Here is a 16,030-nt window from a genome sequence, read left to right on the forward strand (position 1 = left end):
TTTGTATACATTCGACAGCGTGCCTATTATCTCATTTTGTCATACACAGTTTTCATCTAAAATAACCTGTTGCGCCTTTAAAAATAGGCGTATACGCTTTGTTTACACCCGTATACATCAGAGGTATTTTAGAATGGCTATTCTAAGCATCCGAATTGACGATAAATTAAAAGAGTCTTTAAGTAGTGAGGCGCAAAAGGAAGGTATTTCTTTATCTGAATATGTGAAGAAATCACTGGAAATTAAGAGCGTTGATACTCATATACTAGCAACAGAGAAAAACTTAAAAAGCTCTGTTGATAGTATTAAAGATTTAGCGCTCGTCTCTCAGGAGACTGTACACGAAGTTGAACTAAATATTCAGCGGCTAAATGAATCGCTTAAAAATGCAAATCACTTAAAAGAAATCAAAAAATTGAAATGGATATTGATTTCTATATCCCTCATCTTTGTATCAATCTCGATCCCAATATTTCACTTTAATATTGCTTATTTCAAAACCTTCTTTTATTAGGCTTTATCCTGAATAATTTAAGGCCTATGAGCCAAGCCTATTAGTAAATATTCCAGTTACCGGAAAGCCTTTGCCGTCCAACACCTCTGTATTAAGCTTTTCACTTTACGATGAATTACCTTCAACAACTTAATTTAAATAAACTTTTTAAAGGCGTTTTCAAAAGACTATAAGTGTATAATTATGGCGCAGGTTTTGCAGTTAATATCACTCATACGATCATACTAAGGAAAAGAACCTATGCGAGTTGATGCAAACGTACATTATTTTAATGGGAACCAGCGTACCAAGCCTTCAACAGAGGCCTCAACGTCATTTTCGGCTGCATTAACAGCAGCACAAACAGACAATGATAAGACTGACAGCAGCACAAAACAGGCGGATTTCACTAGTATGACCCGGCAAGAAATGCGGGACTGGGCCAACACTCAAATCCGCAATGGAGAAATGTCTCTCGATGACGGCAGGCCTTTCATGGCTATGACTATGAAAATACCCGTAAATGGAGGCGAACTGGCAGGTGCACACAGTGATGAAACACGATATAACTTCATTCAAAAAACGCGTGATGGCATCCAAGGCGCACTGTCACGCAATGACGAGACTACTTTGAAGATGTTAGAATCAGCTATGTCTATCATGCAAGACAAAAGTACTGGTGTTAACATTCGTATTTAGAAATATAAAAAGGCCAGAATGTCTGGCCTACATCATTAATAAATCAAAGAATACTGATCTGGACTGACATAGTATTCCATGGCGAATTAGTCGAAGTATTTTGGTATTTGAATAATCCGTTTTGATGACCATCGACATTGTATTCATTGAGGAAACCCACGACAGTTTGCCCAGCGGTACAAGGCCATGTGTAATTACTACCAGTCACACAAACAGGCGTACTTGAGTACATTGTGGAACTCGGAAGTAACCCACCGTTCATCCAAGCAATATGATTATAACCATAACCAATTTCTAAAACAGCAGTACGCAGCTGCTCTCCCCCATGATCACATGCAGTTGTTGTCATACCAACAGTGGACTCCCACCCACAATCAGTTGAACCAACAGCATATACCCACATTGAAGATAGCGGCGGAGCTGATGCTCGAGCCATTAATTCAGACTCCATGCGGATGTTTTTGATTTCGGCAGGAGCTGGAGCATTCTGACTAGTGAGTACAGGAAGGGAGGTAATTACTTGTTGACTGCGCGGAACTTCCTCAGCATAACTCATATTACTTACACCAGTTGCTATGACTACAGATAGCAGGCAATTAATTAAATTTATTTTCATAGTCCTTGAATTTCCCTTTTAATATCAATTGAAAGGTATTCATAGTTCACGCCTTTAGCATTGTCAAAAAATGAAAACATAATGATAAATAATTAATTTTTATATTTGTTAACTGATAGCAGAAAATCAAACACAAGACCTTCATCCAACAACTGAGTTTCACCGGTGAAACTTTAATTTTAGCGGCTAAAATAATGGGGTATCACACTTTGACCTGCAATACCCCCTACCTAACAATTAACCTATTAAACTTATAACCAATTGGGCTACAGAAATTAGGGAAATTAAATTAATAGAAAACCTTCCTTCTACTTTCACTTTATAATGAATATCTATTTTCATTCGCGTGCTCATTAATATTGATAGTGCCCCAACCGCAGTGTAATCTTAAATTGCCGTAAAAGATTGGCGGTTAGAACGTGGCATCCATGCCATTTTACTATCGTTGATTTTCAACCAGGCCTCGTGCCTGGTTACCTTCATTTTTTATGTTTCTTTGATACTAACAAAATTTTTTAACTATCTGCGGCGCTGAAAAAATTAACCTGTCGCCTTAGTTCCGCTTAATCATAATTTAACGCATAGCACTTTTACGAATAAGCAAAAGGTGAGTATTTATTAAAATAATTGCCGGTGTATCTACCATTTCACATTAAAAACAGGTGCGGCGGCACTCTAGGTTACACTGTCGTATTAACCTAGAGGCCTTGCCATGTAAGCGCTAATAACGAATTGCACACGGGAAAGTTACACGCGTGATGTGAACGGTACTTTTGAACGGACTCGATAAAGTTATTGAATAAACAGGTCTGATAAACACAGCCGTACGTATTGCTATCTGTGCGTTGCTAATTTAGAAAAGTCCCTGACACGTTTCTGTCCAAAAACGAGTTTACCTGACCGTCTGTTTCTCGCTCTAAGCGCAGTTCAATCACACATAATTTGCTTGGCGTGTTGCAAACAATGACAAGATTACCTACCCCCTATCTGCAGTAACAATAATAAAGATTGATTGGATTATGCGAGTAAAAGCTTTTTGAAATGAGACTTGAGTTATTAACTTAAAGCGCAAGAAATATAAACCCTGAATAATTTTCATATAAAAATTCAGTAAAATTTTTTATCCATATTATACTTTTTTATTATTGCTGTAATTTTGGATAACTATGTTAAACAATTATTCTGTGCGTACCCGTTTAGCCGTGCTTGCATTGCTACCAATTATGATTTTTTTAATTACATCGTTTTTTTCAATAAACACAATGGGAAGGTTAGTAGCAGGGATTGATAGTTTATACGACGACCGTGTCGTACCACTTAAGCAAATTAAACATGTGTCAGATAATTACGCTGTAAATATTGTTGACTTACTTCACAAGTATCGTGCTGAGTCTATTACCAAATCAGCGCTTTTAGCGAATATTAATGATGCTAGAAATACGGCTGATAATGAATGGAAAGCCTACCTGAGCACACAGCTAACAGCTGAAGAAAAGCGCTTAGTAGATAACGTTGAAAGCAAACTACAGCCCGTGCTTACGCACTTAAATAATTTAATTTTAAGCATTAATAGTGGTGAGTTTTTATTAATCCCACAAAAGCAATTTGTTTATGAGCTTTACCAATTATTTGATCCGCTGAGTGCCAGCTACCAAGCTTTAATTGATTTACAGCTTAAAGAAGCAAGTGATTTTAAAGTTAAAGCTGATGAGAATTATCAATTTATAAAATTGATAATGAGTGTGACAATCGCGATATTGATTTTACTGTTACTGATTGTTGCTTACTTTATTTATTCTTCGATACAAAATCCATTAATGTCATTACGCGATACCATAACGCACATTGCGACCAATGCTGATTTAACAGCTCGTGCTGAGGTTCAGGGCAAAGATGAGATTGCAGATACCGCATCTAACTTTAATGATATGCTACTTCGGATCCAAGGTTTAGTAAAAGATATGGCAGGCGCAACACTGACACTTGCCTCTGCAGCTGAAGAAATGAACTCTATTAGTATTCAGGTTGCCAGTACAGCAACGCAGCAAGAGCAACAATCGGCTATGATTGCAACTGCAATTACTCAAATGAGCAGTGCAATAGAACAAGTTGCTCAAAACGCGCAAACAACCTCCGACAAGGCAACAAGTGCCGACATTAAGGCAGGCCAAGGGCAACAAGCTGTTGCTGATAATATAGAGTCAATAAATACGCTCTCAGCTTTAGTTAATACAAATACGCAGCTCATCACAGATCTAAACACACAAACCAATGATATAAACCAAGTTGTTATGATGATTCAAAGCGTTGCTGAGCAAACTAACTTGTTAGCTTTAAATGCAGCTATTGAAGCAGCAAGAGCTGGCGATTCTGGTCGTGGTTTTGCCGTTGTAGCCGATGAGGTAAGGCAACTTGCCCACAATACTCAAAAGGCAACCGCTAGTATTAATGAAATGATCACTAAACTACAAGGCATGGCTCAGCAAGCTGTTAATGCCATGGGTAACGCAGAAAGCAGCGCTAAAGAGAGTGTTGACCATGCTAATTATTCTTCGCAGGTGCTCAGCGAAATTAACCGTGAAGTTACTGAAATTGCAGATATGAATACTCAAATATCAACCGCAACACAGGAGCAAAAAATGGTCGCAAATGAGCTAAGCAGTAATATTAATGAGTTTAGCGCGAGTATCACGTCGGTTAGCGAAAGCTCACAGCAAAATGCACAGGCATCGCAAGAACTTGCACAGCTTGCGGCAATGCTACAAGGGCAAGTTAATGTATTTAAAGTTTAGGTACTTTCATTTTGCCGCATGTTAGGAGTTATACCTTAAATGAAAGCCTTATTTGCCATCATTTAAAATTATTAATTGATGGCATTCTTGTTACTTTAAGCACTAGTTTGATTTGACAATATATTTATCCAATCACTGGGGTTTGAGAGTATAAACTGATACGAGCTGCCATCTTGCGTGAAAACCTCTATCGCATCAGCTGTTATTGGAACAAGGCCTGCGCCTTTGCCTTTACATTCAACCACTTTTAAAATTGTATCACGGGCAATTGTATATGGTTCTAACCCTAATTTTTCATTAAAAGGTTCAAAATTTAAGTCAGTTTGCGTAATCCAAAACTTTCCGTCCGCTTTCATAACTCCATTTTGAATGGTTGCCATTGTTGATTTAACGACTGTTGATTGCATATTTAAATTCCTTTACACGTGCATATAATTTCAAATTGTTCAACTTCCTTCTGTTTATTATTACAGCTAACTTGATAGCCAAAAGCAAGTTTATTTGTGCACTAACGCCACAAAGCCACCTTTTAAATTTAAAAGTTACCCGCATATATTTACCTGCTTTAAACTTTGTGGAATAATTGCTGCCCTCTTAGGGGAGTAGCCCGCTCAGTAATGAGTAAACTTATCAACATAATTGCACCTCATGTGCATGGTAAGTTTGTAATGTTGTAGCAAGCGTTATCGGCGAGACCTAGGTAGACACTATCCTCATGGCGGGAGATAGCTGTTTGCCTTGGTTTAGTATTCCCGCCTGAAGATTATATTAATGGATATTTTTTTAACCTCTACCGTCACTGTTGCCCTTGCTGAAATAGGCGATAAAACCCAGCTTTTATCTTTACTATTAGCTGCTCGCTTTCAAAATAAAATTGCACTTATTTTAGGCATTCTCGTTGCTACTATTATTAATCATGGTTTATCTGCATGGTTTGGTGATTGGCTAAGCGGGAACTTTGCCGTCGAATACTTACCTTGGATAGTCAATATAAGCTTTATTGTGGTAGGGCTGTGGTTACTTATTCCAGATAAAGATGAAGAAGTGAGCCATAAATACGACCGCTATGGTGCATTTTTAGTGGCCTTAATCTTATTTTTTATTGCTGAAATTGGGGACAAAACACAAATTGCAACCGTGTTGCTCGGTGCACAATATCAATCAGTACTTTGGGTTACGCTGGGTACTACAGTAGGCATGTTAATTGCCAATGTCCCTGTTATTTATGCCGGTAAGGCGTTACTAAAAAGAATTCCATTAAATACCGTAAGAGCGATAGCAGCCAGTGTTTTTGTACTGTTGGGTATTTATGGTTTAGTGACTATATAATGATTAAATAACGTTTAAATCACTCTTTAATCGTTAAACAATAAAAAGCGCTTGCCTACTTTTATACAAGTTAGTTGTAAGCGCTTTTTATATAAGGGTATATGATTTAGGCGTTATTTACACAATAGCAGCCTTTTGTATCCGCTATTAATAATGATGAGTTAAATCCGGCCTGTAAATTACTAATAACGGTTTCCACAAAGCCACTACCTTGAGAGCATGCCAGCCCTTCAGATAAAGGCCCTGCATAAACAAACTCACCATTTTTATCAATTAAAACGGCGGCAGGTGTGGCAGGGATCACTGACTTTAACTCATTATTTAATACAAAATTTTGCACTTCAACGCCTTGGTTTGTAGCAAAGCGTTGCAGGGCTGATAAATGAGGCTGTGCTTGAATTGTACAGCCGCAATTTTCTTGCGTAATAATCACAAGTTGAGCACTGTCTTTGTTTTGCCACAGTACTTGGTTTTTAAATTGCGAAAACCAGTTTTGTTGTTTAAGCATATTACCCTCATCAAAGGGCTTTAGCTGCCCTAGCTGAAAGTAAACAAGTGCCGACACAACAAAAGCAAGCCATATACAAATTAAGCTAATGGTGAAATAACGAGACTTACTTAAATTTTGCAATACTTTGCTCTAATACATCAATACTTACGTCTATCAGCTGCACTTTAGCCGTTAACTGCTCAACTATTTTAGTCTCTTGATACTGATTTTGGCGCATTTGATCTGTACTCATTGCTATTTGCTCTGTATTTCCAGCCTGTTCGGCAACCACTTGAGCTACTGAGTTAGTGCTGGCAGATACCGCTTGAATTTGATCACTCATTGACGAAATATTCTCTTTCATCGTTGCGCTTATTTTTGTTAAATCAACCACAAATTCCACACATTGATTCATCGACTGAGTTGACGTGCGACTATTATTTACCAGATCTGTAAGCGTAGACGCTATTTTGGTTGTTGTTGCTTGGCTGCTATTTGCAAGCGAGCGTACTTCATCGGCAACAACAGCAAACCCTCGGCCATGCTCACCCGCTCGTGCGGCCTCTATTGCAGCATTAAGGGCTAATAAATTAGTTTGGTCGGCTATGCCTGAAATTTCATTGAGTAAACTAGTAATAACATCCCCAGCGGCCACTAAATGGCTTAACTGCTCTTCAGTGTTTGTTAACAAGGTGAGTAGCTCGGTGCTTTTTCTGTCGGTTTGTAATACTTCTTCCAGCGCAACATTGGCTGATTCAGTAATGCTATTAACTTGTTGTTTTAAAGTATCACTTTCTTGTTCAACTAACTTAAAACCATGCGCAACTTGTGCGCCTGAATTAGCAATATCATCTGTTTGCGCGTTTCGTTGCTGCGCGCTATTGGCTAACTCATCATGAACATGAATAAGCTCTTTAGAGTTATTTTTTAAAGAGTCAGACTGAACTTGAACTTGCTTAATCACATCTGATAAGTACTCAAGCAAAGTATTAAAACCAACTACCGCTTTGCTTGTTGTGTCATCTGCTCGCATAGAAAGCTTAACTTGATTTGGATCTTGCATTATTTGCTCTGTGGCATAACTTAACGATAGACCCGCACGGCGTTCGCGATTTAATGTTACGGCAATAAAACCAGCTACAAGCGCTTCCACAATGGCATACGCTGCGTGAATAAGCACTGTTGAAAAGGCGAGTCGGTCTGGATCAAATACGTAAAAACCAGTATTTTGTGTTTGCAAATAGTAAAAAGATAAATGGTGTATAGCTACAAACACAATAGCGGTAATAAACACTCGCCACTCTATGAACATTATTAGCATGGCTAAGAAAATGAATATTTCGAAATGCACTTCGATAAGGCCATAGGCTTGTTGAATATGTAAAAATGAAAACATCATAATTGCAGCCGCAACAACATGCGGTGTCATTTTGCTATCGGGTTGGGTTTTTAAAAGCCAAATGGGGAGCAAACATAACGGTAAGCCGACAAGAAATGCTTCTGTCAGGGTGCCAAAATAAAGACCAATACCTATAGACTCAATAAACAAAAGACTAAAAATAATTGTGAATAACCGACTTACACTAGACATAAAAACCTTAAATTAATTGTGTTCTAATTTAAACACGTTCAGCTGATATTTAAACTCAAAACAGCTAGCTATTTATTATTTCAAATCAAACAAAGTACAAGTTATTTGATTTAAAACCGTTTTTAATGCGCTACTTAACAATTGGTAGTATTTGTTTAAAGGTAGACGTCCCTGCTTTTGTTGTCCATTGAAATATGATGGTCTCTACACAAGAGACTATAGCACCGGCTTGACGAAGCTGTTCTAGTGCAATAGCTTTGTGCTCTGTGTTTCTTGATGCTACTGCATCAGCTGCCACAGTGACCGCATACCCCTGCTGTAATAAATCTAAGCATGTTTGTAACACACAAACGTGCGCTTCAGTGCCAATTACAACTATATGTGGGCGATTTAATTGCGCAAGAGTATCTAAAAACCCCTCTTGTGCACAGGCACTAAAGTTAATTTTTTCAAAATAGCGAGCATTAGGTAACACAGATTTTATTTTCTTATCACTTTCACCTAGTCCTTTTTTATAATGTTCTGTAATTATTGAAGGAATTTGATGAATAGCACTTGCTTTTGCTAACTGCAGAGCACAATCTAGCGTGCCATTAAACGAAGCAATCGCTGGTGCTAACTTACTTTGTAAGTCGATAACTAAAAGTATACTGTGCTCTGCTCTAATATTTCCTGCGTAATTCATACTATGTCCTTACGTTATAACTAGATTAACCTTGTAAAAAACAACAAAAAAAACAACAAACAGTTTACATTTAATGCTTTTTGTAATTTTTGGATTAAACTCATGTTATATTACGCCAACATTTAATATCAACCTTGTTCGTTGTAAGGGTAAGTGCTTTTGAGTAAGTTTTTCTTTATTGTTTATATGTTTATATTTGTTTGCTCGCAGCATAGTTTTGCTTCACAAACTTATTCAGAACAATTACAACGTGTCACTAACAACGAACAATTGTCGCAAAGCTTTATAGTGAAATCACTCCAAGATGACATGGGCTATGTATGGATTGCTACAACTGAAGGTTTATACCGATTCGACGGATACCAAGTCACGCCTTACGAGAGCGAATTGGGTTTAAAAAATAACTACATTAATAGTATTTATAAAGCAATTGACGGCCAAATTCTGGTTAATACTCAACTTGCTGGAAGTTATTTGATTAACCCTAATACCTTGCAAGCAGAGCTAATATATTCAGGGCACTTAAACCAAAATCAAGAAAAGTTCTCTCCTGTTCAAGCTGTTGCTGAACAACCGGCGCATTTTTATTTTTCTATTGATTCGCACATCTACCGATATGGTAAAACATCAAAAGATCTAACACTCATCTCATCTTTGCCCGATGAAAATATGTTTATTAGAGCATTATCATTATACCAAAACACATTGTATATTGGTGCCGATCAGGGGCTATATGTTTATAACTTTGCCAATAACGACCTACAACAAATAACACTTAACGACATTCAAGAAGTTACAAATGATAGCAACAATGTTAAATTTTTATCCATAGATGATGAGCTCGGTTTGTTAATTGGTACGGTTGAAGGAATGTATCGGATTGCTTTTGATGAAATTAAAAATATAAACCCTTCAGCATTAACAACTTTGATAAGTGACTATAATATTTGGGATTATATAAACACACCGTATGGTGAGTTTATTGCCACAGAAAGTGGGTTATTTGAATTCGATAGAAAAAACACAAGCATTAGCCCTATTTTAAACTTCAAAGATAGTAACTACAACGTAACAGAGAACACGATAAACGATATTATGTTTGATGAGTCGGGCTTACTTTGGTTAGGTTCTAGAACACATGGAATATTTACTTGGGCAGCACAAACAAAAAAGTTTAAAAAAATAACCTTACCTGAAAATAATATTGTAAACACTATTTACCAAGATAATAGTAAATTACTGTGGATAGGCACTGACGATGGGCTTGTTCAGTATAACTTAGAAACCCAAAAGAGTGACTTATATCTACAATCTAAAGATAGCAAAGCGGTCTATGGCCTATCGGCTATAGGTGATATTTTCCCTGCATATGGCAAAGGCGATAACTACCTATGGCTAGCAACTTTTTCCGGGCTCGATCTCTTTAATAAAGAAACAACAACATTTGAAAAAAACAAATACATTACTCAGTACAAGTTAAATACCGACTATACGTTCGGCATTGCACAAGTTGCACCCGATACTTTTGCTTATATTAACAATGATAACTTTTATATATTTAATGGTAACACAGGCGAAAACCGAGTTATTAATGGACTAAAAGAGCAGGTATCGCCTATGCTTGCATATACGTTTCATACTCCCTCTGAGGCTTTCCCTGGCGAATTACTGTTAAGTACCTCTGACACACTTTATCGATACAACGAAGAAACAGCGACTTTAATTACTATTTTTAAATCTAAAACAGCAAAAAACAATCTTTACCATACAGTAGAGAATTATTATTACGATGCTAAGCGAGGGCTGCTGTGGTTAGCCACCACCCAAGAAGGCTTAATTGCAGTAAACGCTAAAACATATCAGCAAGTGCATGTATTTGATAAACACAACTCATTAAATACTAACTCTATTTTTAAACTTATTGCAGATAATAAAGACTATTTATGGATAAGTACTGATAACGGTCTTTATCAACTTAATTTAGATACGCTTAACATCACCACGTACACAATAAAAGATGGCTTAAGTAACAATCACTTTACAGCACTAGCAGCATTAAGGTTACACAACAACGAGTTAGCGTTTGGTAACCGTAGCGGCGTGCTAATGTTTGACCCAGAGCAATTTGATAATGAACAGCGAAAAATCAATAATAACTTAGCAATTACTAATATTAGTTTGTTTTCACAAGCCCTTAATTACTCCCCTTCAAAATACAGCACTGATCCATTAATGCTTAAGCACGACGATATGGGCTTAACGGTTCGGTTTTCAAATTTTGATTATAAAAATATTAATAAAACCTACTACAAAGTTGAGCTTACAGGCCCTTCGTCTTTGAGCTACAACGACTTAAAATCTAACCAGGTGTTTTTTACTAAATTACAACCTGGTGATTATATTTTGTCTGTGTCTACTCAACAGCGAAATGGAGTGATCACAAGTGACCCCATACAGTTAAAATTTAGTGTAGCTTACGCCCCTTGGCAGTCTCCTATTGCATATACTTTATATTTTATTGCTATTGTTGTTATTTTGTTTTTATTTTTCTGGCAATACCGAAGCCGTAAAATTGCAATTGAACAAGCTCACCGCGCCGCTGTGCACTCTAAAACACAAACTGAGCTGGCACTAAAAAGTAATAAAAGCGGTGTATGGAACTATAGCTTTGCAGATAACTCAGTAAATACAGATAGAGGCGCAGAGCTTGGCTACGAGAACTTACCTGAACGCATCGATATAAGTAGTTTTTTTAATATTATGCATCCTGATGAGCGTCGCAGGCTACAAAGTAAATGGAATACTTTTACAAACCAAACTAAGCAAAAACATTGGCAAGCTACTTATCGTTTACGGCACAAAGATGGGCACTGGTTATGGTTTCATGATTTGGGGCAAACTATTTATAATGAAGACACTAAAGAGCCTCTTTATGTGTCGGGTATTTTTACTAATATTACCGAGCAGCTGGCAAACGAACAACAAGCCAAAATATTAGGCGAAGCATTTAGTCAAATAAATGACTTTTTACTTATTTTAGATGAAGACCTCGTGCCATTTTCAGCCAATAACAGCTTTATGGATGTGTTTTCTGATGAAGGCAGAGAGGGGGGTGTTACCTCAAAATTATTTATTAATGCCATTGGACAAGCTAAGTGTAGAGAGTTTGCAACAATTTTAAAAGCACTTAAACCAAAAGAAAACTGGCGAACAAATACTTATGTAAAGACCACAAAAGCTGAAAAACACCCTATTCATTTAAGTGCCACAGCCGTTGCTAATGAAAAAGATAAAGTCAGTTATTATGTTATTGTTATTACCGATTTAACAGAGCAGAAACGCGCTGAAAATGAGTTACGCTACCTTGCTAATTACGATGCGTTAACGGGCTTACCTAATCGTAGTTTAATGAATCAAAAAATCGAAAATGCCATTACAAGCGCCGCTAAAGACGATTCGCAATGCGCTGTTATATTTATAGATTTAGATAAATTTAAACCCGTCAATGACTCTTTTGGCCATGCAGTGGGTGACAAACTATTGTGCAATATTACCGAGCGAGTGAGCCAATACTTAGGTGATGACGCTACATTTGGCCGCCAAAGTGGTGATGAATTTTTAGTGTTAGTTGAAAACGTTACCTCAATGGCTTCTTTACAACACACCCTCAATGAAATGAGCAAAGAGCTGGCTAACAAGGTTATTATTGAAGACTTCGCTATTAATATATCAGCCAGTATTGGTATTGCATTGTACCCATACGATGCAACATCGACCGATGCCCTCATACGTAACGCAGATATTGCCATGATGCATGCTAAACAAGCAGGCAGAAATGGATTTCAGTTTTTTAATGAAAAAATGAATGAGCAAATTAAACAAAAGCTTATTCTTGAAAACGACTTAAAAGATGCTGCTAGGGACAATCTGTTTTTTAATCACTATCAACCTATTGTTAATACACTAGATAAAACAATAAGTGGGGTTGAATTACTCATGCGCTGGGAAAACCAAGGCAAACCGGTTTCTCCCGCTTTATTTATACCTATTGCTGAAGAGACTGGCTTAATTGATATGCTAACTGAGCAAGCATTACAGCGTGCAATTACTGAGCTTGCTCCACTTTTGAACATTAACCCGTTGTTTTACATATCGTTAAATTTGTCTCCAAAACATATTTTAAAGGCCAATATAACGCAGCAGCTCAGCTCCATACTAGAAAAAGCACAGATAAAACCACAACAACTTCGTTTAGAAATTACAGAAAACACGCTATTAGAAGATAAATACAAAGCAGCTAAGCAACTAAAAAGCTTACAGGCTGCTGGGTTCAAACTGTTTCTTGATGATTTTGGCACTGGCTATTCATCGTTAACTTATTTGAGTCAATTTCCAATTAATGTGATAAAAATAGATCAAAGCTTTGTTAATAGTATTGGTATTGATAAAGGGGATGAATCTATTATTAAAACGATTTACTCACTCGCTGAAAACTTAGAGTTATATTGTATTGCAGAAGGGGTAGAGACGCGGGAGCAGCTAGAATTTTTAAAAAATATTGGCTGTCATCAGCTACAAGGTTACTACCTTGCTCGCCCTATGAGTGCTAACGATTTAATGAGCCCGGAGTGCTTCGAAAAAATTATTGATTTGATATGAAACTAAAAGCGACTTAGTTAAGTCGCTTTTAGGTTTAACGCATTAGTGTATGTGCTTGCATTCGTAGCTTTCTATTTGTAATACGCTGTTGCGCACATTAAATTTATCTGCAAGCAGTTTAATTACCTTTAAGCGGCACTCTTCATCATGTTTTTCTATAGTACAGTGTTGTTTTAGCACAACATGAGCACCAACAATAACCTTTTTGTTTTTACGAACAACAGTGACATTGTGCACATTTGCAACATGTTCCATGGTGGTTATTTCTGTTTCAATATCGGCCACTTTAGGTAACTTAGCTTTATTTGAACGCAACCCCTTGAGACAGCTAATAATGACCTTAATACCGGTAAACAAGACAAAAGACGCAATTAACATGCTCGATAAAATATCAATTACATTCCAGCCTGTTATGTATATAAGTACACCAGCAGCAAAAGTAGAAACCGTTGATATTAAATCAAAAAACGAGTGTAAAAACACGGCATACACATTAATGCTCGCCTTACGGCCTTTATAAAGCACCCATGCCGCTGCGCCATGAAATAAAAAACCAATAGCAGCAATTACCGACATTAAGTAACTATTAATAACCAGCTCATGTCCCCCTTTATGATGCATAAAGCGCTCAGTGCCCTCATATAAAATAAGTGAACTAATGGCTAGGTATAAAACGCCGTTGATCAACCCCCCTATTAGCTCTGCTTTTTGATGGCCATCGTTATAGGTTTTAGCTAAATGAATAGCAAAGCTAGACGCAATGAGAGCAATGAACAAAGAGCTATTATGAACAAACAAATGCCCTGCATCAGCAAGTACTGCAAGTGAGTTTGCGTAATACGCACCCACTAATTGAATCACCATAAATGAGCAGGTAATTGCAAGTGCAATTAACAAACGGCGACGAGAAGCGTGATGTGTGGTTATTTCTGTCATGAAATATAATAGACCTTCACTAAAAATAAAGTAAGCTTATGAAATAAAGCAAATTGGGAAATACGTAATGATATACAGTCACAATTGTAATACGTAGGCCAAATAAACGCACTAAAAACTTAGTAAAATACAAAAAACTGTACTAAAAATAACTAAGCGGATACAAAAATAATAATTAATTCATAAATATGGGTAGTTTTCATATTTTAATGCGGAGAAACCAGTGAGCTATGACTCAAACAATACAATTTGGCAGATTTTTAATCTAATTAATTTAGCCGTGATTGCTTATGATAATAAAACGCATCACTACACGTTAAACCAACATGCTAAAACACTACTTAATATAAATAGTGATGACGCTGTTAGTAACGATGTTTTTAAGAGTATTACTCTTCGCGACTTTAATGATGATACGGTGATAACCATTGAGCAATTATTTTCATCAAATATCACAGCTGTTTTATTAGAGTGTGAATTTTCGCCGCAGCTTTTAAATGTTAATTATTCAATAGTTAATGACTCTGTATCTATGATCACTTTAGAGCAAGATCGTACAATTACAGAACAATATAACTTTGATCAAATTATCTCTAAAATTTCTACCAAACTTATTGATATAAAAATGACAATATAGACCAGCAAATTAACTTTGCCCTTAAAGCCATTGGCACTGTACTGAAGGCAGACCGCAGTTATTTATTTGAATTCAACACCGACAACGAAACTATCACCAATACTCACGAATGGGTCAATACGGGTATTATCGCTTGCAAAGACAGACTGCAAAATGTACCCAAAGTTGAACTACCCTACTTTTTTGAAATAATGAATGAGAGTCATCTATTTCAAGTGAATGATATTGAACAATTACCAGCAAAAGCCGACGCTGAAAAAGTTGAATTTAAAGAGCAAAATATTCAATCTGTTTTGTGCATAGGCCTACGTTTTGACAAAGAGCTTGTTGGTTTTATTGGCTGTGACTGTGTTAACACAAAACGCCACTGGAGCAAAATAGATTTAATAAGAATCAAGCTCGTAGGCGAAATTATTAATAACGCACTCAAAAACATAAACTATAAAAAAAAGCTGCAGTTAGCCCAAAAACAATTAATTAACGCTAATACAAAATTAAATAAGTTAGCAAACACCGATGCACTTACTGATATTGCCAACCGCCGATTTTTTGATACTTCCCTAAAGAGCGAAATTAAACGCTCTGCAAGACAACACCAACCAATTAGTTTAATTATGTGTGATATCGACTTTTTTAAGCCCTATAACGACAATTATGGCCACCACAAAGGCGATGAAACGTTAAAACACGTTGCTCGTGCATTAAAAAATTTATGTAAACGTGAGGGTGACATAGCAGCTCGCTATGGCGGTGAAGAATTCGCAATCATTTTACCTGCTACGAATATAGAGCAATGCCATAAATTTGCTTTGTTAATTGAGCAAAAAATAAAAGCACTTAATATTACGCATGAGTTCTCTCCTATTGCCCCTTACATAACACTTAGCTTTGGTTGCTTTTGTAGTTATCCAAATGCAGATACACACACAGAAACCCTAATAAAAAGCGCTGACATCGCTTTATATAAAGCAAAGAAAGCTGGCAGAAATCAAATATGTATTTTTGAATAATAAACAATCATAAATTACTCTTTTCACAATGAAAGTCATATCATTATATTAATAACCACTTTGTGCTATTTAAATGAACAATAAATTGCCCAT

Annotated in this window: 13 protein-coding genes and 1 riboswitch; of the genes, 7 read left to right on the top strand and 6 right to left on the bottom strand. The window is 36.7% G+C overall.

Translation table 11 applies throughout. The annotated features are described in order from the left end of the window. Together ACTRWE_RS14390 and ACTRWE_RS14395 are read left to right on the top strand one after the other, a co-directional pair. Window positions 1-514 (top strand): hypothetical protein (locus tag ACTRWE_RS14390; RefSeq protein WP_218030371.1); only part of this gene is annotated, 514 nt, incomplete at its 5' end. Window positions 515-754: 240 nt separating this feature from the next. After that, a complete protein-coding gene (locus tag ACTRWE_RS14395; RefSeq protein WP_013463093.1) occupies window positions 755-1,192 on the top strand; it encodes a hypothetical protein in 438 nt (145 codons plus the stop codon). Window positions 1,193-1,235: 43 nt separating this feature from the next. Here ACTRWE_RS14395 and ACTRWE_RS14400 read toward each other — a convergent pair whose 3' ends face one another. Continuing rightward, a complete protein-coding gene (locus ACTRWE_RS14400; RefSeq protein WP_013463092.1) occupies window positions 1,236-1,808 on the bottom strand; it encodes a YolA family protein in 573 nt (190 codons plus the stop codon). 1,166 nt (window positions 1,809-2,974) lie between these two features. Between ACTRWE_RS14400 and ACTRWE_RS14405 the strand changes: the two genes are divergently transcribed. Beyond that, complete coding sequence (locus ACTRWE_RS14405; protein WP_013463091.1) at window positions 2,975-4,600, top strand: methyl-accepting chemotaxis protein; 1,626 nt, start codon at window positions 2,975-2,977, stop codon at window positions 4,598-4,600. 95 nt (window positions 4,601-4,695) lie between these two features. Here the strand turns inward: ACTRWE_RS14405 and ACTRWE_RS14410 are convergent, their stop codons facing one another. Next, window positions 4,696-5,007: a hypothetical protein gene (locus tag ACTRWE_RS14410; protein WP_013463090.1), complete on the bottom strand. Its 312-nt coding sequence runs from the start codon at window positions 5,005-5,007 to the stop codon at window positions 4,696-4,698. A gap of 178 nt (window positions 5,008-5,185) precedes the next feature. Next, window positions 5,186-5,288: riboswitch (yybP-ykoY riboswitch) on the top strand. Window positions 5,289-5,371: 83 nt separating this feature from the next. Between ACTRWE_RS14410 and ACTRWE_RS14415 the strand changes: the two genes are divergently transcribed. After that, window positions 5,372-5,929 carry a TMEM165/GDT1 family protein gene (locus tag ACTRWE_RS14415; RefSeq protein ID WP_096039050.1) on the top strand — a complete coding sequence of 186 codons (558 nt, stop codon included), beginning with the start codon at window positions 5,372-5,374 and terminating at the stop codon, window positions 5,927-5,929. A gap of 106 nt (window positions 5,930-6,035) precedes the next feature. Here ACTRWE_RS14415 and ACTRWE_RS14420 read toward each other — a convergent pair whose 3' ends face one another. The 3 genes from ACTRWE_RS14420 to ACTRWE_RS14430 all read right to left on the bottom strand — a co-directional run bounded on the left by ACTRWE_RS14420 (window position 6,036) and on the right by ACTRWE_RS14430 (window position 8,695). Beyond that, window positions 6,036-6,560 (bottom strand): DUF6436 domain-containing protein, encoded by a 525-nt coding sequence (locus ACTRWE_RS14420; RefSeq protein ID WP_013463088.1) that lies wholly within the window; start codon window positions 6,558-6,560, stop codon window positions 6,036-6,038. Further along, entirely contained in the window at window positions 6,544-8,010 is a 1,467-nt protein-coding gene (locus ACTRWE_RS14425; protein WP_024601071.1) for a methyl-accepting chemotaxis protein, read from the bottom strand. The genes ACTRWE_RS14420 and ACTRWE_RS14425 overlap by 17 nt, the downstream gene beginning before the upstream one ends. A 130-nt stretch (window positions 8,011-8,140) precedes the next feature. After that, window positions 8,141-8,695 carry an isochorismatase family protein gene (locus tag ACTRWE_RS14430; RefSeq protein ID WP_096039049.1) on the bottom strand — a complete coding sequence of 185 codons (555 nt, stop codon included), beginning with the start codon at window positions 8,693-8,695 and terminating at the stop codon, window positions 8,141-8,143. A gap of 159 nt (window positions 8,696-8,854) precedes the next feature. Here ACTRWE_RS14430 and ACTRWE_RS14435 point away from each other — a divergent pair, with 159 nt between their 5' ends. Beyond that, window positions 8,855-13,354 carry an EAL domain-containing protein gene (locus ACTRWE_RS14435; protein ID WP_462880198.1) on the top strand — a complete coding sequence of 1,500 codons (4,500 nt, stop codon included), beginning with the start codon at window positions 8,855-8,857 and terminating at the stop codon, window positions 13,352-13,354. Between the two features lie 42 nt (window positions 13,355-13,396). Here the strand turns inward: ACTRWE_RS14435 and ACTRWE_RS14440 are convergent, their stop codons facing one another. Further along, a complete protein-coding gene (locus ACTRWE_RS14440; RefSeq protein ID WP_013463085.1) occupies window positions 13,397-14,290 on the bottom strand; it encodes a cation diffusion facilitator family transporter in 894 nt (297 codons plus the stop codon). 223 nt (window positions 14,291-14,513) lie between these two features. Between ACTRWE_RS14440 and ACTRWE_RS14445 the strand changes: the two genes are divergently transcribed. Continuing rightward, window positions 14,514-14,927 carry a hypothetical protein gene (locus ACTRWE_RS14445; protein WP_462880199.1) on the top strand — a complete coding sequence of 138 codons (414 nt, stop codon included), beginning with the start codon at window positions 14,514-14,516 and terminating at the stop codon, window positions 14,925-14,927. A 41-nt stretch (window positions 14,928-14,968) separates the two neighbouring features. Next, the gene (locus ACTRWE_RS14450; protein WP_462880211.1) at window positions 14,969-15,937 is read left to right on the top strand and encodes a sensor domain-containing diguanylate cyclase; all 969 of its coding nucleotides are present in this window, start codon (window positions 14,969-14,971) and stop codon (window positions 15,935-15,937) included. Window positions 15,938-16,030 lie beyond the last annotated feature (93 nt).

Source organism: Pseudoalteromonas sp. G5_S1_54_S4, from assembly GCF_054968565.1.

Coding starts and splice junctions, on each gene's coding strand:
- ACTRWE_RS14395 (WP_013463093.1), top strand. CDS start 755: ATGCGAGTTGATGCAAACGTACATTATTTTAATGGGAACCAGCGTACC.
- ACTRWE_RS14410 (WP_013463090.1), bottom strand. CDS start 5,007: ATGCAATCAACAGTCGTTAAATCAACAATGGCAACCATTCAAAATGGA.
- ACTRWE_RS14400 (WP_013463092.1), bottom strand. CDS start 1,808: ATGAAAATAAATTTAATTAATTGCCTGCTATCTGTAGTCATAGCAACT.
- ACTRWE_RS14405 (WP_013463091.1), top strand. CDS start 2,975: ATGTTAAACAATTATTCTGTGCGTACCCGTTTAGCCGTGCTTGCATTG.
- ACTRWE_RS14415 (WP_096039050.1), top strand. CDS start 5,372: ATGGATATTTTTTTAACCTCTACCGTCACTGTTGCCCTTGCTGAAATA.
- ACTRWE_RS14425 (WP_024601071.1), bottom strand. CDS start 8,010: ATGTCTAGTGTAAGTCGGTTATTCACAATTATTTTTAGTCTTTTGTTT.
- ACTRWE_RS14440 (WP_013463085.1), bottom strand. CDS start 14,290: ATGACAGAAATAACCACACATCACGCTTCTCGTCGCCGTTTGTTAATT.
- ACTRWE_RS14430 (WP_096039049.1), bottom strand. CDS start 8,695: ATGAATTACGCAGGAAATATTAGAGCAGAGCACAGTATACTTTTAGTT.